The sequence below is a fragment of the Janthinobacterium sp. HH104 genome (assembly GCF_001758715.1).
Classification (GTDB): domain Bacteria; phylum Pseudomonadota; class Gammaproteobacteria; order Burkholderiales; family Burkholderiaceae_D; genus Janthinobacterium; species Janthinobacterium aestuarii.
Genome location: NZ_LRIB01000048.1, coordinates 77,052 through 100,309 on the forward strand (window position 1 = coordinate 77,052; position 23,258 = coordinate 100,309).

Consider the following 23,258-nt stretch of genomic DNA (forward strand, 5'->3'; position numbering starts at 1 on the left):
GATTCCGCCGTACTGCAATCCGCACTGGCCGCCGATTTGCATCGGGCCATGCTGGTTGCCAAAGTGCGCCAGGAAGCGGAAAAAGATTTACCGACATTGACCAAGGCGGAACTGGCCGAACTGTTGTTCGAGCAAGTGGGCCTGAACAAGCGCGAAGCGAAGGATATGGTCGAGACCTTTTTCGACGAAATCCGCAACGCGCTCGAGCGTGGCGAGGCCGTCAAGTTGTCCGGTTTCGGCAATTTCCAGTTGCGCGACAAGCCGCAACGGCCGGGCCGCAATCCGAAGACGGGCGAAGAGATCCCCATCACGGCGCGCCGTGTCGTGACCTTCCATGCGAGCCAGAAGCTGAAAAGCATGGTCGAAGAGACCAGTCCGCTGGCACGTGCTGCCTGAGTGAGTGGCGATGAACGAGCGCATCAGTAAAACCGAGTTGATCGCCTTGCCGCCCATTCCGGCGAAACGCTATTTCACGATCGGCGAGGTGAGCGAGTTGTGCGGCGTCAAACCGCACGTACTGCGCTACTGGGAGCAGGAGTTTTCCCAGCTCAAGCCGGTCAAACGACGTGGTAACCGCCGTTATTATCAGCACCATGAGGTGCTGCTGATACGCCGCATCCGCGAATTGCTGTACGAGCAGGGCTTTACCATCAGCGGCGCGCGCAACAAGCTCGACAGCCGCGGCGCCTCGCATGGCATCGCCGACGAGCTGCCAGTGCTGCCGGCCATGCCCGCCGTGCCGCAGGAAGCGCCGCTGGACCGCGTGTGGATACGCAATGAATTAATGGCGATTTTAAACTTGCTAAAATAAGATTTGTACCAATATAGGTGGGGTTGTCCGGTAGCGGTTGGCCAAGTTGACTATACTGCATGGATGCTCCGCCTTGGCGTTGACGCTAGCGTACGGCGCGCCATATTTTGAATATAATGTTAATGTTGCGTTTTTGTTAGTGACGCTGAACCGGAGCAGCGTTCAGGTTCCGGTAGTCTTTCCCAGGCCAGGAAAATTTAAGGGGAAACAATGATACGCGTTGCCATTTGTGATGATCACCAAATAGTACGAGCTGGATTCAAACAGATTTTTTCGTCTTCTGACGATTTCAGTGTGGTGGCGGAAGCCGGTACGGGGCGCGAAGCGCTCGATATCGCCCGCCGCGAAATTTGCGATGTATTGCTGCTCGATATAGCCATGCCCGATCAAAGCGGCATCGATACCTTGCGCACGATCCGCCAGGGCCAGCCGGAATTGCCCGTGCTGATACTCAGCGGCTATCCCGCGCAGCAGTACGCGCTGAACCTGTTCAAGATGGGCGCGAACGGCTATCTGAACAAGGAATGCGAAGCCGACGAGCTGATGACGGCCGTGCGCACCGTATTCCAGGGGCGCCGCTATGTCAGCTCCACCGTGGGCGAGTTGCTGGCGCAGTCGTTCGACCGCGACACGAATGCCGCCCTGCATACGGAATTGTCGGACCGCGAGTTCCAGGTCTTCCTGCGCCTGGCGCGCGGCGCCACCGTGTCCGATATCGGCGTGGCCTTATCGCTGAGCATCAAGACGGTCAGTACCTACCGTACGCGCATCATGGAAAAAATGGGCTTGCAATCTAACAGCGACTTGACCTATTACGCAATGAAAAACAATTTGCTTGACTAGCGCTGCGGTGCGATCATTGAAACATGATCGCTCAGCCAGCTAGCCAGCACGACTTGTGCAGTGCAGCAGTTTGTGGCGAGGACTATAATTGGCCGGCGCCGGCGCTCTCTCCCGCGCCGAACCTTGCTAAGGATGCACATCAGGATGTATTTCACCGCTGAACCGGCCCCGAATCACCGCCTGCCCCTGTACAAGACGATCCTGTGCGTGACGTGCGCCTTGTTGCTTGTACTTAATGGCTTCAGTCTTTATCACAACCTGCAGTCGTTGAAGGGCACGAACGCCTTGCTCAGCCAGAGCGCCCGTGTGGCCGACCGCCTGCAGTATTTGAATGTGCTCGTGCTCGATGCGGAAAGCAGCTTGCGCGGCTATTTCATTTCCGGCTCCGAAACCTATCTGGGGCCGTCGAAGACCGCCACCACCGAAATCGAAAACGAATTCAACGAGCTGCAAACCTTGCTCGCGGGCAGTCCTACCCAGCTGAAAAATCTGGGCCAGCTGAAAAGCTTGATCCGTCGCAAGATGTCGATGTTGCAACAGTCAATCGACGTCTACAAGCAGGGCGGGCTGGCCGAGATCGTGAACATTTCCCGAGTCACCGATGACCGCGCCACCATGGACGAGATCCGCCTGCAGGTGGTGATCATGACGCGCGAGCAGAATGAAGCGCTGTCGACCGGCAGCGCCGCCTTTTATCATGAGTATCAGAAAGCCGTGCTGCTCGGCATCGGCATCAATGCCCTGGCCATTCTCGTGTTGATCATGTTTTACCAGCTGGTGCGGCGCAGCTTCCAGAACCGCGCGGCCGTCGAGTATGCATTGCAAAATGCTAACGATACTCTGGAATCGACGGTCAGCAAGCGTACCGAGCAGTTATCCGTGCTGTCGCGTCATTTGATCAGCGTCAATGAAGTGGAAAAAGCGCGGCTGGCGCGTGAGCTGCACGATGAGCTGGGCGCCAACTTGACGTCGATCAGCATGGACCTGGGCGCCGTCACGCAGCAACTGGCCCACACGCAGCCGGAACTGGCGACGCAATTGCGGCGCGCCAAGGCGACCTTGCTGGAAACGGTGGAACTCAAGCGCCGCATCGTCGAGGATTTACGCCCCAGCCTGCTGGACAACCTGGGCCTGTGCGCCGCCATCGAAAGCTATTGCGAGGATTTTGCGCGCATGAGCTCGGTTCGTTGCGAAACGGACGTGGCCATCAATATCGACAACCGCGAAGCTACCCTGACGATTGCCCTGTTCCGTATCGTGCAGGAATCGCTGACAAATATCATGAAATATGCGCGTGCCGGCATGGTCAGCGTGACTTTGAAACGCAACGAACACGGCCTGGTGCTGCGCGTGATCGACGACGGCATCGGCATCACGGAAGCTGCGCTGCAAAAACCGATGTCGCACGGCTTGCTCGGTATGCGCGAACGGGCTTTGCTGCTGGGCGGTACTCTCACCGTGCGCCAGGGACCGGAAGGCAAGGGGACATGCGTGGAAGCCGTGATTCCGCTGCCGCTGACGCCGGAGCCGGAAGACATCGACGCGGATATCGAAGCATAATTTTCTTTGAGATAAAAAAATGGCCGGGCATGCAGCCCGGCCATTTTTTTAACTATCTTGCATCATCAGCAGCGGGAAACGTCGCGCAGCAAGCGGTCGTATTCCGTCTTGGCCACTTTGTAGCACTCGCCCGCATAGCATTCCAGGCCGGCGCGGTCCAGCACCGTGATATTGCCGCGGCGATAGTGGATCAAGCCTTCTTCCTGCAGCTTGCCGGCGGCGGCCGTGATGCTTTCGCGGCGCACGCCCAGCATGATCGAGATCAGCTCTTGCGTGACTTTCAATTCATTCGATGGCGAACGGTCCAGGCGGTCCAGCAGCCAGCGGCACAGCTTTTGTTCGATCGAGCTGTGGCGGCCGCCGACGGCGTTCTGCGCCATTTGCGCAAACAGGGCGTTGGTGTAGCGCATCAGCAGCTGGGGCAGGGCGCCGCCTTGATTGAAGGCGTCGCGCAGGCTTTGCGTTTTCAGGCGGTAGCCGTAGCCGGCGCTTTGCACGACGGCCGTGCACATGGCGCGCTCGCCTGCCAGCAGCGAGGCACCGGCCACGCCTTCATGGCCGACGACGGCGATTTCCGTCGTGGCGCCATCTTCCATCACGTACAGCAGCGAAATGATGGCGGTGGTAGGGAAGTAGCTGTATTCCAGGTTGTTACCGTAAGCATACAGTTCCTTGCCGAAAGGCAGCTCCACCAGTTCCAGGTCTTCGAACAGCGATTCAAGCGCGGCGCGCGGCAGGGCGGCCAGCAATTCATTCTGTTGGGCACTGCTGAGGCTAACCCGCGACGCAAGCTTGATTTCCCGTCCGGCCGCCGGCATGGCGCGCGGCAGCAACTGGTTCTTCTGGACCGGGGTGCTAAGTTGAGTTTGGTTCATAGTATTCCTCACAGGCTTTTTACATCGGAGTGCGACTGCCGCGTTGCTGGTCAAAGAAGCTGCCGTGCTCATGTGATAACGGCGTTTTGTTCGACCGCGCGGTGCAGATCGCGATGTAGCTACTTTAAAAGCTTATGTAAGTGGCGAACATAAGATTAGCAGTCGCCACTTTGTAGTCTCATTTGAGGCGGAATTGTAGTCCTTGTCCTACGTGCACACTTTTGACTAGCTAGCCTTGCGCCGTTCTGCGCGATTTTGTGATATGACGCGCGGTTTATTGGCGCTCCACAGGCCGGCCGGACGCACGCTGGGCAAGCCGTCGCGCACGGCTGCGGCCGGCGCCTGGCGCGGGTTTGGCGCCTCGTGCTCGCCCAGGCGGAAGCGGCTGACGGCCTGCGTCAGCGCTTCGCCTTCCTGGTGCAGGCGCTGCGAACCGGCACGCGCCTCGTCGACCAGGCCCGCGTTCTGGCGCGTCATGTCGTCGATTTGCGCCAGCGCCTGGTTGATGCGGGCGATCTCGCCATTCTGCTCGGCGCCGGCGCTGCTGATGCGTCCGATCACCACAGCCACCTGCTGCACGGCATCGACCACTTGCCGCATGGTGTTGCCGGCCGCATTGACGAGGTCGCCGCCCGCATCCACGGTGGCGACGGAATCGCCGATCAGGCGCTTGATTTCCAGCGCCGCCTCGTTCGAGCGCTGGGCCAGGCTGCGCACTTCGGAGGCGACGACGGCAAAGCCGCGCCCTTGCTCGCCGGCTCTAGCCGCTTCGACGGCCGCGTTCAGGGCCAGGATATTCGTCTGGAAGGCGATGCCGTTGATGACGCCGATGATATCGACGATCTTGTGCGAGCTGGCCTTGATCGAGGCCATGGTGTCGACCACGGCGCCCACGGTCTGGCCGCCGCGAAGGGCCACGTCGGCCGCCGTCGCCACCAGGGTGCGCCCCTGTCCTACGTGCGCCTCGTTGCGGCCCACGGTGGCCGTCAGCTCGCGCATCGAGTCCACGGTGGCGCCCAGTGCATCGGCCTGCGTGGCCGTGTGGCCGGACAGGGCGGCGTTGCCCTGGGCGATATCGGCGCCGGCCGCCGCGATGACGGCCGCGCCGCTGCGGATTTCCTGCACCAGGGTGGCCAGGCCGTGCGTCATGGCACCGAAGTCGCGCACCAGGTCGCCGATCTCGTCGTGCGCCTGCGAAGTGATGCGCTGCGACAGGTCGCCCGCCGCCGCCGCGCCGACGGCCACGCGCAATAGCGTCACGTCGCGCGCGAACGCGGCATAAAAGCCCGCGCACAGGTAGGCGGCGGCCAGCAGCACCAGCAGCATGGCCGCCAGGATCAGGGCGCGGCGCGCCTCGTCGCGGGCGATGCGTTGCGCCAGCAAATCGTCCAGGGCGCCGGCGGAAGTGCCGGACAGCGCCTGCAGGGCGTCGATCGCCTGCATGCCGGCCGCATGGAATTGCACGCCCGACGTCTGGTCGTAGGAATTCGTCACTTCGTTTTTCGTGCGTTCGAGGAAAGCCAGCGCGGCTGGCACGGCTTTCAGGGCCGGCTGCACGCTGGCGCGCAGTTCCGGCCGGGTGGCGAGGATTTCGTCGAAGCGGGCCGGCAGGCGTTCCAGTTCGTGGCGCGCGATCAGCGCGTTGGCGTTGACGAGCTGATCTTCATTCGCTTCGAACAGGCCCGTGTCGATGTAGGCGGCGCCGCGCCCGGCGATGTCCGACAGGCTTTCGGCCAGGTCGGGCAGGGTGGCGGTGAAGACGGCGCTCAGGTGGTTGGCGCCCGCGTCCGGGTCCAGGCTCAGGTGCGAACGGTCGGCCACCAGCTGGCCCAGTTTCGCCACCTGGCGCAGCAGCGCCGTATGCGCCGCGTAGCTGTCGCGCGCCGCGAGACCGGCCTGGCGGCCCAGCAGGGCTTGCCACTGTTTCGTCAGCTCGGCCGCCTGCGGCAAGCCGGCGCCGGCAGGCAGACGCGCCAGGGCCGCCAGCGCGGCCGTGATGCGTGTGTTCAGGGCCGTGTTGTCCATGCCCGCCTTGCCGCTCAGACGCAAGTGTTCGAGGCCGCGCCGCTGCTGCAGCAGTCGTGTGCCTTCCTGCAGCTGGCGCACATAGGCCACGCCCCGCTGCGCATCCTGCGCCTGGGCCAGCGATTTGCCCAGCTCCGAGATCAGCAGGGTGGTCGCCAGCGCCAAAGGCAGCAGGAAGACCAGGCAGACAAGCATGAATTTGGGCAGCAGGCGCAAGCGCTGCATGAGTCGGATGGCGGGGGTGAGGAGGATTTTCATCGGGTTTCCAGGGTAGGGTGACAACATTTCTGCAGTGCAATGTTGCCTGCGGATTGTGACCCCTTGATGAAGTGCGCCCTGATGCGGTCATTTTTGCCGTTCTCCAGAGTGAAGCAGTTCACACGGAAGGCCGATCCTTCTGTAAAATCGAGGGTTTTTTGCGAGGGCCATATTATGGTCACCAATATGGCCAACGAGAACGACATCACTACCCCCGATTCCAGCGACAACGCGGACATCGCCGCAGCGCCAGCGAGCAGCAAGGCGCCGGCCGTGATCGCGCGCGAAGTGCAGCGCCGCCGCACCTTCGGCATCATTTCCCACCCGGATGCCGGTAAGACCACCCTGACGGAAAAACTGCTGCTGTTCTCGGGCGCGATCCAGATGGCCGGTACCGTCAAGGCGCGCAAATCGGGCCGCCACGCGACGTCGGACTGGATGGAGATCGAGAAGCAGCGCGGCATTTCCGTCGCTTCCTCGGTGATGCAGTTCGAATTCCGCGACCACGTCGTCAATCTGCTCGACACCCCCGGCCACCAGGACTTCTCGGAAGATACCTACCGCGTGCTGACGGCGGTCGACTCGGCGCTGATGGTGATCGATGCGGCCAAGGGCGTGGAAGCGCAGACGATCAAGCTGCTGGCCGTGTGCCGCATGCGCAATACGCCGATCGTCACCTTCATGAACAAGATGGACCGCGAGACGCGCGATCCGCTGGACCTGCTCGACGAACTCGAATCGGTGCTGAAGATCCAGTGCGCGCCCGTCACCTGGCCTATCGGCATGGGCAAGAACTTCCGCGGCGTGTATCACCTGCTGAACGACGAGATCATGCTGTTCAAGGCCGGCGAAGAAAAGGCCGATGGCGCCTTTGAAATCATCAAGGGCATCGACAACCCGCGCCTGCAGGAGATGTTCCCGCTCGAGATGGACCAGCTGCGCATGGAAGTGGAACTGGTGCATGGCGCATCGAACCCGTTCAACCTGGAGGAATTCCTCTCCGGCGTGCAGACGCCCGTGTTCTTCGGTTCGGCCATCAACAACTTCGGCGTGCGCGAGATCCTGTCCGCGCTGGTCGACTGGGCGCCGGCGCCGCGCGAGCGCGATGCGACCGTGCGTTCGGTGGCCCCGTCCGAGCAGCCATTTACCGGTTTCGTCTTCAAGATCCAGGCGAACATGGACCCGGCCCACCGCGACCGCATCGCCTTCTTGCGCGTGTGCTCGGGACGTTTCGAGCGCGGCATGAAGGTCAAGCATTTGCGCCTGGGGCGCGAGATCAAGGTGTCGAACGTGGTGACCTTCATGGCTTCCTCGCGCGAACAGGTGGAAGAAGCGTACGCGGGCGACATCATCGGCTTGCCGAACCACGGCAACATGCAGATCGGCGACAGTTTTTCCGAAGGCGAGATGCTGACCTTTACGGGCATCCCGTACTTTGCGCCGGACTTCTTCCGCTCCGTGCGCATCCGTAATCCGCTGAAGATCAAGCAACTGCACAAGGGCTTGCAGCAGCTGGGCGAAGAGGGCGCGGTGCAAGTCTTCAAGCCGGTGCAGGGCGGCGAACTGGTACTGGGCGCCGTCGGCGTGCTGCAGTTTGAAGTGGTGGCCAGCCGCTTGCTCAACGAGTATGGCGTCGATGCCGTGTTCGAAGGCACGAGCATCAGCAGCGCGCGCTGGGTCAGCTGCGACGACAAGCGCATCCTGCAGGACTTTGAAAACGCGCTGGGCCACAACGTGGCCTACGATGCGGCCGGCAACATGGCCTACCTGGCCACGTCGGGCGTCAACCTGCGTTTGACGGAAGAGCGCTGGCCGAAGCTGAAATTCCACGCGACGCGCGAGCATTCGGCCAAATTGGCTTGATTTAGTGGTGTCGGGTTACGCGCTTTGCGCTAACCCGACCTACGCCGACCTGCCTGTTCATGGTGTGCTGCTGTAGGTCGGATTAGGCCAACGGCCGTAATCCGACACCATCGTTGGCACCAACTCAAGCCGGCAAGATCGTCCGCGTACTCCAGTCGCGCCGCTCCAGCAGCAATGCCGTCAGCTGCGCCGCCGTCATCGGGCGCGCGAAGAAAAAGCCCTGCACGTTGTCGCAGCCCGCTGTCCGCAAAAACTCCACCTGCCGCAAGGTTTCCACCCCTTCGGCCACCACTTTCAGATGCAGGCTGTGCGCCATGGCGATGATGGCCGTGACGATGGCTTCGCCCTCGCCGGGCAGGTCGTGCACGAAGCTGCGGTCGATCTTCAATTGGTCGATCGGCAGGCGCTTCAGGTAGGACATCGATGAATAGCCGGTGCCGAAATCGTCGATCGACAGGTGGATACCCGTCTCCTGCAGGCGCCGCATCAATTCCACGTTGGCGTGGATATTGTCCATCAAGACCCCTTCCGTGATTTCCAGCTCCAGCAAGCCATGCGGCAGCTGCGTTTCGTGCAGGATGGCGCGGATGTCGTCCATCAGTCCCGGATCGCGCGCCTGGCACGCCGACAGGTTGACGGCCACGTGCTCGAGCGAATCGAGCAGGCCCGCCTTGCACCAGAGGGCCGCCTGGCGGCAGGCGCTTTGCAGCACCCAGCGTCCCAGGTCGACGATGATGCCGCTTTCCTCGGCCACGGGGATGAATTCTGCGGGGCTCAGCTGGCCCATCTCGCGGCAATTCCAGCGTATCAGCGCTTCCACGCCGACGATGCGCCCGCTGCGCAAGTCGATCTGCGGCTGGTAATGCAGATACAGTTCCTCGTTTTGCAGCGCGCGGCGCAGGTTCGCTTCCATGCGCAGGCGGCGCTGGGCGCGCATTTCCATTTCGGCCTTGAACACGGCGTAGCGGTTCTTGCCCTGGTGCTTGGCGTGGTACATGGCCGTATCGGCATTGCGCGTCAGGGTGGCCACATCCTGCGCGTCGAACGGATACAGGCTCACGCCGATGCTGGCGCTGACATACAGCTGGTGGCCTTCGAGGTCGAACGGCGCGGCCAGCACGGCGAGGATCTTGCGCGCCACGCTGGCCATTTCCGAGGCGTCGTCGGCCGGTTCGACGATGACGACGAATTCATCGCCGCCGATGCGGCAGATGATGTCGGTGCCGCGCAGGATGGCCACCAGGCGCTCGGCGACGAGCTTGAGCAGCTGGTCGCCGCAGTGGTGGCCCAGCGTATCGTTGACTACCTTGAAGTTGTCCAGGTCCAGCAGCAGCAGGCCCACGCTGCTGTCCTGGCGGTCGGCGCGCGCCAGCGCGTAGGCCAGGGCGTCGTTGAATTCATGGCGGTTCGGCAACTGCGTGACGGAGTCGACGTGGGCCAGGTAGTGCAGATGGCTTTCCGCATGCTGGGCGGCGGTGCGCGTGCGGCGCACCATCAGGAACGTCAGGCCGAATGCGCACAGGCAGACGAGCAGGGTGAAGGCGGCAAATTGCGCCAGGCTGGCATACAGCGGCGCCAGGCTGGCGCGCAGGTAGAGCGCGCCGCCGCCGGGCAGGGTCTTTAATATCGCGGCGCTGCCGTCCAGGTAATCGAGGTGCAGGCCGTTGCGCGGCGCCGCCGGCACGACATCGTTGCCGCTGCGCGCATAGCGGGCAAACGGCGTGCCATAGGGGCTGTAGAGCAGGGCTTGCCGGACATGCGGGGCGGCGGCGAGGGGAGCGAGCAGTTGTTGCGCTGCAAGACGATTGTCTTCGCGCATGGCCTGGGCGGCGGCGGGTGCCAGCATGTCGGCCTGGATGTGCAGGTTGCGCTGGAAGGATGCCTGAAGGGAAAACAATTGAAAGAGGGTCAACAGCAGGCTGGCCGTGGCCAGCATGGCCGCCGCGGCCAGCAAGTTCAGCCGGGCTATCCGGTCGCCGCGCAATTGCACGGACGGCAGTATCAATGGCGTCATCATGACGCTTCCTCCTGCCGGCCCCGCTTGCCGCCGCCCCGTGTGATCGCGCCTCGCCCTGCCATACTTTACGTTCCAGTCTGATGAAAACCGAAGTGAGCCGGAACTCTCAACGTGTTGCCAAGTGTTGCTAAGGCCGACATATTGTCATTTTGCAGCGTGAAAGTACAGGGCGTGCGGCAATTTATATCCATGCGGCACACCGGTGGCAGCAGGCAAGGCGACAAGACAGGCGGAAAAGGCGGACGTGTCTTTCTAATAATAATTCATGCTGAATTTTAATCCTTTTTTTGCCCGCCGTTTTTTTTCTCTTAAAACAATGCTGATAGTAAACAAAATACCAGCAAGAACTTCAATGCACCCGGCCATCGCGGCACGGATAAATTTTTTGACTATATCAGCCATTGCAAGTCATTGATTTTTATAAATTTTAATGAAGAATGCGAGAACGCTATGGCCTTGCTCCGCGAGTTCGTCCATAATCCGCTGATGATGGACGTCCTGATGCTGTTTGTTTTGTCTGCCGCGGCCAAGTCAGCAGCCGCCAGTAAAGCCGGACGTCGCCCTGATGATCAATAGTGAGGATATCTTGGAAAAAAAACCAAAAATTATTTTGTCGTCACAAGACCTGGAACGACTGGAAGCGTTGTTGTATTCCTTGGGTAATAACTTATCGCCGGACAAGGCCGCCTTGCTCGATGAGCTGGGCCGCGCCGAGGTGCTCGAGCCGCAAGAAATTCCCCCGACCGTCGTGACGATGAATTCCACCGTGCGCTTCACGGTGGAAAACAAGGAGGAATTCTGCCTGACGCTCGTGTATCCGAAGGACGTGGAAGGCCAGGCCGACCGTATTTCCGTACTGGCGCCCGTCGGCAGCGCGCTGCTGGGCCTGTCCGTGGGCGACAGCATCGCCTGGCCCATGCCGGGCGGCGTCGTGAAGGTGAAAATCGAGGAAATCGTTTACCAGCCTGAACGGGCCGGCGAATACCACCGATAAGCAGCGACGGCGGACGGCGCCTGCCGTTCGCCTGCCAGGCCGTGCCGGGACTTAACTGTTTCGCTGCACGCGCACCAGCAGCCATCCCGCCACGACCGTGAACGTGACGATGATGGCGACGATGATCCAGAAGCCCTGCGGGTGCTGGGCCAGCGGAATACCCCCCACATTCATGCCCAGCATGCCGGCGATGATATTGATCGGCAAGGCCAGCACGGTGACGATGGTCAGCACGAACAGGCTGCGGCTGTTTTCCTCGTTGACGCTGGCGGCGATCTCTTCCTGCAGCAGCTTGATGCGTTCCTGGAGCGAAGACATATCGCTGAGCACCACCGAAAACTCCTCCGTCGACTGGCGCAGTTCCAGGCTGTCGAGCTCCGACACCCACGATGGCGGGCGTTGCAGCAGGCGGAACAGGGCTGCCGGTTCCGGCGCCAGCAGCCGCTGCAGCCGCACCAGCACGCGCCGCATGGCGCCAAGGTCTTCGCGTTTCGGCACCAGGCGCCCCGCCAGCAAGTGATCCTCGATATCGTCGACCCGCGCCACGGCGTCGCGCACGATGTTGACCAGTACGTCCGCCTGGTCGCGCAGCAGATGGATCAGCAATTCCACCGACGAGCGTATCGGCTCGTGATTCTTGATGACGGCCTGGCGCAGGCGCTCGATCGACTGCAGCGGTGCGCGGCGCGCCGTGATGACGAGGTTTTGCGCCACGCTGGCCCACATGGTGGAAATGTCGGACGCCTCGAACGAGAAGTTGTGCACCACATCGTTGACCACGGCGATCAGGGTGTTTTCCGCCTGTTCGATGCGCGTGGAACGGGAACCCTGGTGCAGGGTTTCATAGAATTCGTCGGCCAGCTGCGTATGCGTCATCAGCCATTTTTCGCTGGCCGCATGCGACAAATTGAAATGCAGCCAGACGAATTCCTGCGCCGGGCGCGCCGCGCCATCGGCCAGCCAGGCCAGCGCCGCCGTCGAGTCGAGCGCCAGCGGCTGCCCGCCGCGGCCAAACAGGAAGCCCCAGACCAGGCCCGAGGTGTCCGAGCCGTAGGTAAAACCGGCAGTTTCCATCGCCATCGTGAATCTTTCTCGTGCAGTGTGATTGATCGTCGCGCGATGTTAATACACGGATGTGTCGGGAAAATGACAAGGCCACCGCGATGGGTGGCCTTGGTGTTAATGCTGCTTAATCGCGGCGGGGATTATCCGGGCGGCGGTCGTCGCGGTTTGGGACCCCGTCGCCATCGCGGTCGTGGCGGTTGCCATTGTCGCGGTCATAGCGGTTGGGGATGCCATCGCGGTCGCGGTCGCCGTTCGGACCGCGCGACCAGCGGCCTTGCTCCATCTGCCAGCGGCCGTCGCGCTGGTTCCAGGCGGGCGGCGCATACACGTAGCCGCGGCGTTCGGCGATCCATACACCTGGCGTCCAGGCGTAGCGCTGGCCGCGCCATTCCCAGTGGCCGGGCGCCCATACGTAGCCGTGGCGGGCGCGCGGGATGGCTTCGCGGCGCGGTGGCGGCGGGGCGATGCGGATGTCGTCATAGCGCACGGGCTGCACTTGCGCGGCGACCCAGCCGCCACGGTCCAGGCGCCAGCGGTTGTTCTCCTGTATCCAGGCGGCGCGGCGGTACTGGTTGCCGCCCCGTTCGCGCAGCCATTCGCCGCCGGTCCAGACGTGGCGCTGGCCATCCCAGTTCCAGTAGCCTGGCGCCCAGACATAGCCGGCGCGCGGCGCTGGCGCGCTTTCAAACCTTGGCGGAGGCGGGGCGTCGCCGATGACAATGCTGACGCCGAGCTGATTCTGTGCCATCGCTTGCGCAGGCAGGAAGGCCGCGGTGCTGATGGCAAGCATGGCTGCTGCGTAGAGTGTGATGGGTTTCATGATGTGCTCCATTTCGGTGATTGCTTGAAATGGACTATAGGCGCTTGCAGGCGGGCAGATCGCCTTTGATTCAACTTATTACAATTGACACAATGCTGGGTGTCCGTGTATCCGTGGCAGATACAAATGGCGGCCTGGCGCGGCGGTATTCAAACTGGCGCCAGGCGGCGTGGTGTCAGCATAGTTGGCTCACAGGGTGCTGGCGGTGGCGTTGCCCAGCAAGGCTTGCCGTTCCTCGATCAGCGAGATTTTCTTTTCCTGTTCCGTCAGGCGCTTGGCGCTGACCACCACGACGGGGATGGCGTTCGCTTGCGCAGCAGCGGCGGTTTGCGCGGCCTGTGGCTGGTTGAAGCTGGCATAGCTGGCGCCGCAGGCGATGGCGACGGCGACGGTAAAGATGGCTTCCATGTTTTTCAGGGTTTTCATGATCGTTCCTTTCGGGTGGCGGGTGGGTATGCATGCACTGTAGCCATGCGCGGGCCGGCGCGCCATGCGCATGCGACCAGCCGTGGTTTTGGCGGGATGGCCTGCAAAAAAACGGCGCTGAAATGCCTGCGCGCGGCGCGGACAGGCGACGGCTTGAATTGAGGCCTAATTAGCCCTGTATCCGCGCATATGAATGCAATTGCCCTATGGCATTATCTGATGCTGCGCACTGCCGTGCCCATGCCGTGCGCGGCAAGTGAGGCCCGGCTATCCTGCTAGAATCGGCATGGCAGCCGTGTTGCGCACACCATTATTCTCATCAGGAGTCACACATGTTCCAATTGTTTGGTTTTGGCGGCGCCCGTTGCCCGCGCTGCGAGCACAAGAACGGCGCCGCCGCCGGCTATTGCGCGCAATGCGGCTTGTCGCTGGGCGCCCCCGACAGCGACGCGGTGCTGCATGCCAATCAATGGCATCTTGCTGATGGGCAACTGGCCCTGTTCTTTGGCGTGCGCGAACTGTCCTCGCTGTTCGGCAGCGCCGCGCGCCGCCTGCAGGTGCCGGCCGAGTCGCGCGCCTGGATCGTGCAATCGGACGCTTTCACCTTGATACCGGCTGGCGATTACGACAGCGCCGCCTTCTTTGCGCGCCTGCCCGCGCTGCTGCCGGCGCGCCCGGCAGAAGTGCTGATCGCGCGCGCCGACGCCGTCAGCCTGGAATTCGACTTGCCGGCCCTGGCCAGCACGGAACTGCTGAACGTCGCCGCGTCCTTGCGTGTCGACATCGCGCTGGGCCAGCCCGATGCTTTCGCGCGCCAGTTCATGCGCGCACCGGGCGCCGTCACGCGCGCCCATTTGCACGCCTTGCTGCTGCCGTCCGTGCGCCAGATCGCGCTGGAATTCATCGGTAGCCGCGCGCTGCGCGAGATGGACGCGAACGCCGACTTGCGGCCCGAATTGAACGAGCGCCTGCAATCGGCGCTGACGCAGCGCCTGGCGCCCAGCGGCCTGGCCGTGGCGCGCGTGGAAACGCTGAGCCTGCGGCACGACAAGCGCGAGGGCGGCGGCGATGCGGCCATCGGCACCTTGTGGCTGGGCGGCGTGCCGGCGCAGGAACTGGAGCAGCATAGCCTGGAGCGCATGAAACAGCTCGACCAGTTGTATGACGAGGAAGAGTGGCAGCGCATCCGCCGCGAGGAACTGGCGGCGCGCCATACGCACCGCCGCGCCGAACTGCGGCAGGATGCGGCGGTGGAAAAGGCGGAGCTGAACCATCAGGAAGCGGAGCGCCTGCAAGCGTTGCGCGGGCGCCAGATCGACCTGTATGGCCGCATCCTGGAAGCGAAATCGCGGCGCCAGGCGCTCGACCATGGCGCCGCGCTGGCGCTGGGCGAGCTGGAACAGGAACTGGCGCAGAAGGGTGCGCAGCGGGCCGATGAAGCGGCCAACTGGGAACACGTGCGGGCGCTGGCCGCCATCAAGATGCGCAGCGAGTTGGAACTGTCGCAGCTGCACGGGCGCGAGCAGATCCAGCTGGCGCAGCAGCGCTTTACGCATCAAGTCCATTTGCAGTCGATCGCGCAGCAAGTGGAAAGCGCGCTGCTGATCGACGATGAGACGGGCCGCCGCACGCAGCTGGCGCGCCTGCGCCAGGCGGAAGCGGATGCGGCCCAGCGCGAGGCGCAGCTGGAGGCGGAGCAGCACCAGGCCGCGTGGCAGGGGCTGATGCTGGCGAATGCGGCGCGCAAGCGCGAAGCGGAGCGGGTGCAGGAGTGGGAAGACCAGATGCAGCTGGCGCGCCAGCGCGAATTGCTGCGCGCCGAAGCGCACAAGGATGAAGCGGCCCAGGTGCAGGCGGCGGAAATCGCGGAAAAAGTGGCGGCGCTGCGGCGCGGCGGCGCGCGCGAAGACGCCATCGCGCAGCAGGAAAAGCTGCTGCGCACCATCGAGGCCGACGGCGTGCACGCGCGCCAGTTGCAGCAGCAAACGCAGCTGGCGCAGCTCGACGCGCTGGCCATCGAGGAACAGCGCCAGCAGCTGCGCCAGCTGGAACAGGAAGCACAATGGCAGCGCGACTTGCTGGCCATGGCGCAGCAGCGCGAAAGCGATTACGCGCGCTGGAAAGGCGAATATGAAGCCCTGCTGGCGCAACAGGCGCATGCGGCCGAACTGGCGCGCATCGACATCGACCGCATCGAGAAAATCGGTTCGCTGAGCGACACGGGCAAGGTGGCCATGGCCGCCGGGCAGAACGCGGCCGTGCTGGCGCAAGTGCTGAAAACGCAGCTGCAAGCGGGCATGAGCGCCGAGCAGATCCACGCGCTGGCGGCGCTGGCGGCGGCCGAGAACAGCGTCGCGCCGCTGGACGCCATGCGCATGGCGCAGGACAGCGTGGCGCAGGAGCGCAGCTATCTGGAAGGCCAGGCGGAACGCGAACGGCGCCAGCAGCTCGACCTGATCAACCTGCAGAACGCGGCGCACGCGCATGGCCTGTCGGCGCAGGCGCAGCTGGGCGTGGCCGTGGCGCAGGCGCTGCAGCCGGGCGCCGCCACCGCAGCAGCGCCGGTCCGCTGCAAGAACGGCCACGCGCAGCGCGCGGGCCATCCGGAAGATAAATTCTGCGCCGCCTGCGGCGTCGCCTTGCAGCCTTGATGGAAGCGTTTCACCCCAGATGATGCAAAAAGCACGAGACAAACTGCGGGAACTGCGCGCCCTCCACGACGACGGGTTGCTCAGCGAGCAGGAATTTGAACGCCGCAAGAACGCCATCCTCGACGCCGAGTACGCGCCGCCCGGCGCCGCGCCTGTGCCGGCGCCGCTGCCCGTACGCCAGGGCACGGAGCTGGGCTTCATGACGGGCCAGGAAATCGGCCCGCAAAACCGCCGCTACCGGCTCGAGCGGCTGATCGGCACGGGCGGTATGGGACAGGTGTGGCAAGCGACCGACCTGGCCACGCACGCGGAGCTGGGCAGCAGCGAAATGGTGGCGCTGAAGATCTTGCCGCCGCAGCTGACGCAAAGCGCCACACACGCCAAGCTGCTGATCGAGGAAGCGACCCAGGCGCGCAAACTCGCGCATGAAAACATCGTGCGCGTCTACGAGTGGGCGCAGGACCCGGCCACGGCCAGCTATTTCATCATCATGGAATGCCTCGATGGCGAAGACCTCGAGCACTATCTGGCGCGCGAGGGCGCGCTGCCCCTGTCCACCGTGCAGGAATTGCTGCAGCCGGTGGCCGACGCCCTGTCGTATGCGTGGGAAAAGCACAAGCTCGTGCACCGCGACATCAAGCCGGGCAATGTCTTCCTGACGGCGAAAGGCGACGTCAAGCTGCTCGACTACGGCATCGCTACGCGCGTGCGCAATGCGGACAGCAGCCTGGCGCTGGACATGCCGAATGCGGGCACGCACGGCTACCGGGCGCCCGAGGCCGGCGCCAACCAGCGCCAGCCCAGCCCGCGCCTCGACGTGTATGCGGTGGCCGTGATGATCTATCAGATGCTCGAAGGGCGTATGCCGTTCGACGACGCGCGCAGCGCCAGCCATTTGCCGTCGGCGCCGCAAGCGCTCAACGCGCAGCAGTGGCAAGTGCTGCAGAACGGTTTTTCGCTGACGCCGGAACTGCGGCCCCAATCGGTGCAAGCCTTGCTGGAAAACCTGGAGCGCGCGGCCGGGCCGTCGCCCGAAGAACTGGCGGAACAGGCGCGCCAGCAGCAGGCGCGCGCGGCGCAGCAGCAAAAGGCGGCGGCGCTGGCCGCCGAACAGGCCCGCGAGGCGGCGCTCAAGGAAGCGCGTGTGCGACAGGAAGAACTGGACCAGCGCCGCAAGGCCGAGATCCAGGCCGCCGCGCTGGAAAAGCAGCGGCAAGACAAACTGCGCCGGGAACAGGAGGCGCAGCGCCATTTCGAAGCGGAAGAGGCGCGCAAGCTGCGCAAGGAAGCGCTGCGCGGCCAGCTGCGCGCGCGCCGCGAAGCCGATGCGGCCACCGCCTTGCAGGAACACCAGGAATTGCAGCGCAAGGCCATCGTCGCCAAGGCGGAAGCTGCCTACCGCGCCGAGCAGGAACGCGCGCGCAAGGAGCAGGCCAGCCGCGCCGCAGCAGCAGCTGTCCCTGCGCCGGCATCCGCGCCGGCGCCGGAAGCCGAGCACGTGGAACCGGTGCCCAATGCGGAAGGCGTCTTGCGCGACGATTTTCTCGATGGTTCGGGACAGGGGCCGGAACTGGTGCTGATTCCCAGCGGCCGCTTCCAGATGGGGGCGCACGAGACGGAACACAAGGCCGCCATCCAGGCTGGCTCGCAGCAGACGTGGCTTGAGCGCGAAATGCCGCAGCACTGGGTCGGCATCGAGCGCCCGTTCGCGCTGGCGCGCCACCCCGTCAGCGTGGGCGAATGGCGCGCCTTCGTCAAGGCGACCGGCTGGGCGGGCGGTTCCGAGACGGACTGGGACAATCCCGGCTTCGTGCAGAACGACCAGCACCCGGTGGTGGGCGTGAGCTGGAATGACGCGCAGCTGTACCTGGCGTGGATGAGCGAGCGCACGGGCCGCCACTACCGCCTGCCCAGCGAAGCGGAATGGGAATACGCATGCCGCGCCGGCACGCGCACGGCCTTCAATGTGGGCGACACGATCAGCACCGAGCAAGCCAACTACGACGGCCTGTACGTCTACAACGGCGGCCCGCGCGGCGTGTACCGGGGCGGCACGACGCCGCTGGGCACTTTCGCGCCGAATTCCTGGGGCCTGTTCGACATGCATGGCAATGTATGGGAATGGGTGCAGGACGTCGTGCACGACAATTACGAAGGCGCGCCAGTCGATGGCAGCGCGTGGGAAGAGGGCAGCGACAGCAGCCGGCGCATCCTGCGCGGCGGTTCGTGGCTGTACCACCCGCGCTATTTGCGTTCTGCCCTGCGCAACGGCTTTTCCACCGTGCTGTCGAACGATATCGTGGGCTTCAGGGTGGCGCGCACGCTCGATTGAGTTGTTGTTATATCGGCTATCTTGACGGATACTTCATGCACCTTAACCGTGCTGGAGTGTCCGTGTTCAAACGCCGCCTGCTGTCCATCGTGTTCGCCTGCCTGCCCATCTCCGCCCTGGCCGGCGATTTGCCTTCCTACCCCTTCATCCACGCGACGGGCACGGCCTACAGCTTCGTCACGCCGGACCTGGGCGAGATCGATTTCGACGTCAGCGTTTTCGACCCGGCGCCGGAGGTAGCCACCGCCCTCGTGCAGACGCGCATCACGGAAATCAAGGCGCTGCTGGTGGAGCAGGGTTTGCCGGAAGCGGCGGCCGGCATCGAGGTGCGCGACGTGCGCAAGGAAATCCGCAAGGGCGCGGAACAGGACCCGGCCAATCCGCAGTACCAGATCAAGGCCAGCGTGCATATCAACGTGGCCGATTTGTCGAAATGGCCCGCCGTCATAGGGCCGCTGCTGGCCATGCCCAACCTCGATGCGTTTGCCGTCACCTTCGGCGCCACGCAGCGCATCCGCCTGGAAGAGGAACTGGTGGGCGAGGCCGTCAAGGATGCGCAGCGCAAGGCCGACGCCATGGCGCGCGGCTTCGGCAAGCGCGTGGGCGCCGTGGCCGGCATCTCGTCGGACCAGCTGAAAAACCTGGGCAATGCGGTCGGCCTGGTGCCGTCCGACCGCTACCAGCGCGCCAACAGCCGCCAGCGGCAAAATCCCGACGACATGCTGATGGTCACCGTCCTCAAGATGGGACAGACGGTCGATGCCGTATTCCGTATCAAATGACCAGGTAGCAGGGCGGCGGGCTGCGCCAAGCGGCCAAACGGTGTAAATTGTGGCTTTCCAAACGCACCAAGGAACGCCATGACCATCAAAGCCATCCGCGACCAGTCGCAACCCATGCGCCACATCGTGCACGTACGCGACCACATCATTTCCGCCGACGCCTCGGTGGAGGAGGGCGGCGGCGACGCCGGCCCTTCGCCGCACGACCTGTACGACGCGGCCCTGTCGGCCTGCAAGGCGCTCACCGTCGTCTGGTACGCCCGGCACAAGGGCATCCCGCTCGAACACGTGGAAGTGTCGACCGAGCGCGATGCCAGCGAAGAGCGCAAGGGCGTGTACCGCCTGGCGGCCACCCTGCACCTGACGGGCGAGCTGACGGATGCGCAGCGCCAGGAATTGCTGGCCGTGGCCGGCAAATGCCCGATCCACAAGCTGATGACGGCCGTCACCACGGAAATCACGACGGTGCTGGCATGAGCGCGGCCATCCTGAAAAGCCACGAAAAGGATCTGGGCGGCGGCTTCGTCGTGCGGCGTCTGTTGCCGTCCGCGGCCAAGCAGGCCGTCGGCCCTTTCATTTTCTTTGACCACTTCGGCCCCATCGACGTGGCCCCCGACGCCAACCACGACGTGCGCCCCCATCCGCATATCGGCCTGGCCACCGTCACCTATCTGTTCGAAGGCGCGATCGACCACCGCGACAGCATCGGCTCGTACCAGCGCATCGAGCCGGGTGCCATCAACTGGATGACGGCCGGGCGCGGCATCGTGCATTCGGAACGCACGCCGCACGACCTGGCGGGACAACCGCACCGCACGCACGGCTTGCAGCTGTGGGCCGCGCTGCCCAAGGCGCACGAAGAGGACGAACCGAGTTTCACGCACACGCCGCAAGCCGACATTCCCGTCGTGCCGCTCGATGGCGCCGTGGTGAAGGTGTTGATCGGCACGGCCTTTGGCCAGACCTCGCCCGTGCGCACCTATATGCAGACGGTGTACCTGGACGTGGCGCTGCAGGCGGGGCGCGAGTTGCGCCTGGAAGGCTTGCCGCCGGAGGCGGCGATTTATCCGGTCAGCGGGGACATGCTGGTCGATGGCGTGGCACTGGTGCCGCACACCATGGCCTTGCTGGAAGCGGGCACGGTGCCTGTCGTAACGGCAGGGGGCGGCCCGGTGCAGTTTGTCGTCATCGGCGGCGAGCCGCTGGACGGCCACCGTTTCCTGTTCTGGAACTTCGTCTCGTCGAGCAAGGAGCGATTGTCGCAGGCGGCCGACGACTGGACCGCCCAGCGCATGGGACAAGTGCCGGGCGAGACGGAATTCATTCCGCTGCCGAAGGCGCCGTTGCGTCCTCCGGCATAAGCGTTTCGTCTAGAACCGCGCGCGCAAGGTTAGTTGCGCCTTGCGCGGTTCGCCATAGAAATTGCCCCACGCAGGCGCGCCCACCGTCTGGTAGTAGCGCTTGTCGAGCAAGTTCGTCACGGACAGCGACGCCGTCCAGTTACGGTCGATCTGGTAGGCGCCGCGCGCGCTGAACAAGGCATACGCGCCTTGCGCCACCGTGACGTTCTGCGTCACGCGCGAGCTCTCCGTCTGGAAGTTCACGCCACCGCCCACGCTCCACTTCTGCAAGGCGCCGGGCAGGCGGTAGTCGCTCCACGCGCGCAGCATGTGGCGCGGCGAGTAGGTGCTGGCGAACATCACGCCCGCATTCGACGTCTGTTCCAGGTACTTGAAGTTGTTCAGGGTGTAGCCGGCAAACAGCTGCCAGCCAGGCGCCACTTCGCCGCTGATTTCCGCGTCGAGGCCTTCGCTGCGCACCTTGCCCGCCGAGAAATAGCATTCCGTGCCGCTGGAGCAGGTATTGACCAGGTCCAGTTCGGCGCGGTTGCGCTGCTCGATGCGGAACAGCGCCAGCGAGGTATTGACCTTGCCGTCGAACAGTTCACCCTTGACGCCCACTTCCAGGTTGCGCCCCTTGAGCGGGTCGAGCAGGGCGCCTTCGGCCGTGCGCTGGTTTTGCGGCTGGAAGATGTCGGACACGCTGGCGTAGCCGGACCAGCGCTTGTCGAACGCGTAGATCACGCCGCCATACGGCGTGACGACGCCGTTTTCGCGGTACGGGTCGATGTATACCTCGCCCGTGTCGCGGTACACGCTGCTCCATTTGTAGTTCGACACGCGCGCGCCCGCCACCACGGTGAGCGGATCGCTGACGCTGAAGCGGGCCACGCCATAGGCGCCCGTCTGCGTCATTTTCGTCAAGCTGGGATCGCCGCGGTAGCTGTTTTCGCGGAACCAGGCGTCGCTCGGTTCGGCCACGCCGTGATTCGGCCGCAGCGGATTGTTCGGCTGCTGCAGCAAGGCCAGGCTGAAATCGCTGTCGCTTTCCAGGCGGTTCGTGTTGATGCCGGCGCTGAAGCCGTGGCGGCGGCCGAAAGCGTTGAATTTGCCGTCGAGCGACAGGTCGAGTCCCTTGTTGGTGCTGCCGTAGTCGAACACGCCGCCATACATCATCATGCCAGCCATGGTGGCGGGATCGAGCGCGCCCTGGCTGAACATGTATTTCACGTCATGCCGCTCGCGCGTGTAGTTGGCGCTGGCCTTGAGCGACCAGTCGGCGTCGAAGCGGTGCTCGAATTCGGCGAAGACGGCCGTCTGGCGGCTCGCCCAGCGGTTCCAGTCGGCGCCGAGGAAGGTTTCGCGCGGCAGTTTCGGGTCGCTGCCATCGCGGTAGCGGGCCATGCCGGAAAAGAACGGCGTCGAATGCAGTTTTTCGTAGCTGGCGCCCGTCGTCAGCTTGCTGCCCGGCGCCAGGTCGAATTCCAGCACGCCGTACAGTACGTCGGTGCGGCTGTCGGCCACGTCATAGAAATAATCGCGCTGGTCGTGCGCGGCCACGGCGCGGCCGCGGATGCTGCCCGATGCGTTCAGCGGACCGGTGACGTCGACTTCGCCGCGCACGTCGTTCCAGCGGCCTGCGCTCAGCGCCAGCTGCACCTGCTTTTCCGCCAGCGGGCGCTTGCGCACCATGTTGATGGCGGCGCCCGGCGAGCCCGTGCCCTGCAGCAGGCCGGTGGCACCGCGCACGATTTCCACCCGGTCCAGCACGGCCGTGTTGCTGGTAAAGCTGTTCGCCTGCGGATAGTACATGGCGCGGTTGACGCCGTCGAACTGGTAAGTGTCGACCATGAAACCGCGCGAATACACATAGCGCCCGCCCATGGGGCTGTCGTACATGGTGATGCCGGTGGTGTTCGCCAGCACGGCGTCGATGGTGTTGAGGTTCTGGTCGTCCATTTTCTGGCGCGTGACGACGCTGACGGATTGCGGAATTTCGCGCAGTGTTTGCACGCCCTTGCCGACGGTGACGGCGCGCGCCGCATACGAGTTGCTGTGCTCACTGACGGGGTCGCGCTCCATGCTGGCGCTGACCGTCACGGGCGCCATGGTCTTTTCCACGCCGGCCGCCGCTGCGGACGATGGCGCCGCCTGGCGCAGCACGTAGGCGCCGTTCGGCAGCTGCACGGCTTCCAGGCCGCTGCCGGCCAGCACCTGGGCAAAGCCCTGGGCTACGCCAAAGCTGCCGCGTACGCCGGGCGAGCGCAGGCCGCGCGTCTGCGCCGGGTCGGTCGACAGGCTGACGCCGGCGGCCACGGCAAAGTCATTCAAGGCGGTGGCCAGCGGGCCGGCTGGTACGGCAAACGCTTGGGCGGTGGCGGCCTGGCCTTGCGCCAGCGCGGGCGCGGCGATAAAGGCGGCGGGGGCGGCGCAAGCCATGGCGAGGACGGCCAGGCGGATGGCGTGCGCGGCGGGATGGAGGACGGGGGTGGTCAGCTGCATGCTCGGTCTTTCTGCTCTAAGGGATAAGAATTGGCGTGTGAATCGGCTACGTGAATTGGCTACCTAATTGGCTACTTAACTAGGAAGCCGAAGC

At 64.1% G+C, this 23,258-nt stretch carries 18 protein-coding genes; 11 read left to right on the plus strand and 7 right to left on the minus strand.

Going from position 1 to position 23,258, the window contains the following annotated elements; all coding sequences use genetic code 11:
- Positions 1–48 precede the first annotated feature (48 nt).
- The 4 genes from JAB6_RS22740 to JAB6_RS22755 all read left to right on the plus strand — a co-directional run bounded on the left by JAB6_RS22740 (position 49) and on the right by JAB6_RS22755 (position 3,214).
- Positions 49–396: an integration host factor subunit alpha gene (locus JAB6_RS22740; protein ID WP_010399205.1), complete on the plus strand. Its 348-nt coding sequence runs from the start codon at positions 49–51 to the stop codon at positions 394–396.
- Positions 397–406: 10 nt separating this feature from the next.
- On the plus strand, positions 407–811 hold the full coding sequence (locus tag JAB6_RS22745) for a MerR family transcriptional regulator (protein WP_034751915.1): 405 nt from the start codon (positions 407–409) through the stop codon (positions 809–811).
- Positions 812–1,021: 210 nt separating this feature from the next.
- A complete protein-coding gene (locus tag JAB6_RS22750; protein WP_010399201.1) occupies positions 1,022–1,654 on the plus strand; it encodes a response regulator transcription factor in 633 nt (210 codons plus the stop codon).
- Between the two features lie 144 nt (positions 1,655–1,798).
- Complete coding sequence (locus JAB6_RS22755; RefSeq protein ID WP_034751914.1) at positions 1,799–3,214, plus strand: CHASE3 domain-containing protein; 1,416 nt, start codon at positions 1,799–1,801, stop codon at positions 3,212–3,214.
- Between the two features lie 65 nt (positions 3,215–3,279).
- Here JAB6_RS22755 and JAB6_RS22760 read toward each other — a convergent pair whose 3' ends face one another.
- Both JAB6_RS22760 and JAB6_RS22765 read right to left on the minus strand, forming a co-directional pair.
- On the minus strand, positions 3,280–4,032 hold the full coding sequence (locus tag JAB6_RS22760) for a Crp/Fnr family transcriptional regulator (protein ID WP_162995832.1): 753 nt from the start codon (positions 4,030–4,032) through the stop codon (positions 3,280–3,282).
- A gap of 282 nt (positions 4,033–4,314) precedes the next feature.
- Positions 4,315–6,372: a methyl-accepting chemotaxis protein gene (locus JAB6_RS22765; protein WP_070304720.1), complete on the minus strand. Its 2,058-nt coding sequence runs from the start codon at positions 6,370–6,372 to the stop codon at positions 4,315–4,317.
- A gap of 186 nt (positions 6,373–6,558) precedes the next feature.
- Here JAB6_RS22765 and JAB6_RS22770 point away from each other — a divergent pair, with 186 nt between their 5' ends.
- Positions 6,559–8,235, plus strand: coding sequence for a peptide chain release factor 3 (locus JAB6_RS22770; RefSeq protein WP_070304828.1), 1,677 nt, complete (start codon positions 6,559–6,561; stop codon positions 8,233–8,235).
- 124 nt (positions 8,236–8,359) lie between these two features.
- Here JAB6_RS22770 and JAB6_RS22775 read toward each other — a convergent pair whose 3' ends face one another.
- Positions 8,360–10,252 (minus strand): bifunctional diguanylate cyclase/phosphodiesterase, encoded by a 1,893-nt coding sequence (locus tag JAB6_RS22775; protein ID WP_070304722.1) that lies wholly within the window; start codon positions 10,250–10,252, stop codon positions 8,360–8,362.
- Between the two features lie 586 nt (positions 10,253–10,838).
- Between JAB6_RS22775 and rnk the strand changes: the two genes are divergently transcribed.
- Positions 10,839–11,246 (plus strand): nucleoside diphosphate kinase regulator, encoded by a 408-nt coding sequence (gene rnk / locus JAB6_RS22780; protein ID WP_175444599.1) that lies wholly within the window; start codon positions 10,839–10,841, stop codon positions 11,244–11,246.
- A 51-nt stretch (positions 11,247–11,297) separates the two neighbouring features.
- Here rnk and JAB6_RS22785 read toward each other — a convergent pair whose 3' ends face one another.
- The 3 genes from JAB6_RS22785 to JAB6_RS22795 all read right to left on the minus strand — a co-directional run bounded on the left by JAB6_RS22785 (position 11,298) and on the right by JAB6_RS22795 (position 13,557).
- Entirely contained in the window at positions 11,298–12,326 is a 1,029-nt protein-coding gene (locus tag JAB6_RS22785) for a transporter (protein ID WP_175444600.1), read from the minus strand.
- Between the two features lie 109 nt (positions 12,327–12,435).
- Positions 12,436–13,131, minus strand: a complete 696-nt coding sequence (locus tag JAB6_RS29955) for a YXWGXW repeat-containing protein (protein WP_083292923.1) — start codon at positions 13,129–13,131, stop codon at positions 12,436–12,438.
- Positions 13,132–13,320: 189 nt separating this feature from the next.
- Positions 13,321–13,557 (minus strand): hypothetical protein, encoded by a 237-nt coding sequence (locus JAB6_RS22795; RefSeq protein ID WP_034751908.1) that lies wholly within the window; start codon positions 13,555–13,557, stop codon positions 13,321–13,323.
- A 332-nt stretch (positions 13,558–13,889) separates the two neighbouring features.
- On the opposite strand from JAB6_RS22795, the gene JAB6_RS29435 reads away from it, so the two are divergent.
- From JAB6_RS29435 to JAB6_RS22820, 5 genes are all read left to right on the plus strand, one after another.
- Complete coding sequence (locus tag JAB6_RS29435) at positions 13,890–16,208, plus strand: hypothetical protein (protein ID WP_070304726.1); 2,319 nt, start codon at positions 13,890–13,892, stop codon at positions 16,206–16,208.
- A gap of 19 nt (positions 16,209–16,227) precedes the next feature.
- Positions 16,228–18,540 carry an SUMF1/EgtB/PvdO family nonheme iron enzyme gene (locus JAB6_RS22805; protein WP_070304728.1) on the plus strand — a complete coding sequence of 771 codons (2,313 nt, stop codon included), beginning with the start codon at positions 16,228–16,230 and terminating at the stop codon, positions 18,538–18,540.
- A gap of 35 nt (positions 18,541–18,575) precedes the next feature.
- A complete protein-coding gene (locus tag JAB6_RS22810; protein WP_070304730.1) occupies positions 18,576–19,322 on the plus strand; it encodes an SIMPL domain-containing protein in 747 nt (248 codons plus the stop codon).
- Between the two features lie 78 nt (positions 19,323–19,400).
- On the plus strand, positions 19,401–19,799 hold the full coding sequence (locus JAB6_RS22815; RefSeq protein WP_046684109.1) for an OsmC family protein: 399 nt from the start codon (positions 19,401–19,403) through the stop codon (positions 19,797–19,799).
- A complete protein-coding gene (locus JAB6_RS22820; RefSeq protein WP_070304732.1) occupies positions 19,796–20,683 on the plus strand; it encodes a pirin family protein in 888 nt (295 codons plus the stop codon). Before JAB6_RS22815 ends, JAB6_RS22820 begins: the two co-directional genes overlap by 4 nt.
- Positions 20,684–20,692: 9 nt before the next feature.
- Here the strand turns inward: JAB6_RS22820 and JAB6_RS22825 are convergent, their stop codons facing one another.
- Positions 20,693–23,164, minus strand: a complete 2,472-nt coding sequence (locus tag JAB6_RS22825) for a TonB-dependent receptor (RefSeq protein WP_070304734.1) — start codon at positions 23,162–23,164, stop codon at positions 20,693–20,695.
- Positions 23,165–23,258: the final 94 nt, after the last annotated feature.

Coding starts and splice junctions, on each gene's coding strand:
- JAB6_RS22740 (WP_010399205.1), top strand. CDS start 49: ATGCTGGTTGCCAAAGTGCGCCAGGAAGCGGAAAAAGATTTACCGACA.
- JAB6_RS22745 (WP_034751915.1), top strand. CDS start 407: ATGAACGAGCGCATCAGTAAAACCGAGTTGATCGCCTTGCCGCCCATT.
- JAB6_RS22750 (WP_010399201.1), top strand. CDS start 1,022: ATGATACGCGTTGCCATTTGTGATGATCACCAAATAGTACGAGCTGGA.
- JAB6_RS22755 (WP_034751914.1), top strand. CDS start 1,799: ATGTATTTCACCGCTGAACCGGCCCCGAATCACCGCCTGCCCCTGTAC.
- JAB6_RS22760 (WP_162995832.1), bottom strand. CDS start 4,032: ATGCCGGCGGCCGGACGGGAAATCAAGCTTGCGTCGCGGGTTAGCCTC.
- JAB6_RS22765 (WP_070304720.1), bottom strand. CDS start 6,372: ATGAAAATCCTCCTCACCCCCGCCATCCGACTCATGCAGCGCTTGCGC.
- JAB6_RS22770 (WP_070304828.1), top strand. CDS start 6,559: ATGGCCAACGAGAACGACATCACTACCCCCGATTCCAGCGACAACGCG.
- JAB6_RS22775 (WP_070304722.1), bottom strand. CDS start 10,252: ATGATGACGCCATTGATACTGCCGTCCGTGCAATTGCGCGGCGACCGG.
- JAB6_RS22785 (WP_175444600.1), bottom strand. CDS start 12,326: ATGGCGATGGAAACTGCCGGTTTTACCTACGGCTCGGACACCTCGGGC.
- JAB6_RS29955 (WP_083292923.1), bottom strand. CDS start 13,131: ATGAAACCCATCACACTCTACGCAGCAGCCATGCTTGCCATCAGCACC.
- JAB6_RS22795 (WP_034751908.1), bottom strand. CDS start 13,557: ATGAAAACCCTGAAAAACATGGAAGCCATCTTTACCGTCGCCGTCGCC.
- JAB6_RS29435 (WP_070304726.1), top strand. CDS start 13,890: ATGTTCCAATTGTTTGGTTTTGGCGGCGCCCGTTGCCCGCGCTGCGAG.
- JAB6_RS22805 (WP_070304728.1), top strand. CDS start 16,228: ATGATGCAAAAAGCACGAGACAAACTGCGGGAACTGCGCGCCCTCCAC.
- JAB6_RS22810 (WP_070304730.1), top strand. CDS start 18,576: ATGCACCTTAACCGTGCTGGAGTGTCCGTGTTCAAACGCCGCCTGCTG.
- JAB6_RS22815 (WP_046684109.1), top strand. CDS start 19,401: ATGACCATCAAAGCCATCCGCGACCAGTCGCAACCCATGCGCCACATC.
- JAB6_RS22820 (WP_070304732.1), top strand. CDS start 19,796: ATGAGCGCGGCCATCCTGAAAAGCCACGAAAAGGATCTGGGCGGCGGC.
- JAB6_RS22825 (WP_070304734.1), bottom strand. CDS start 23,164: ATGCAGCTGACCACCCCCGTCCTCCATCCCGCCGCGCACGCCATCCGC.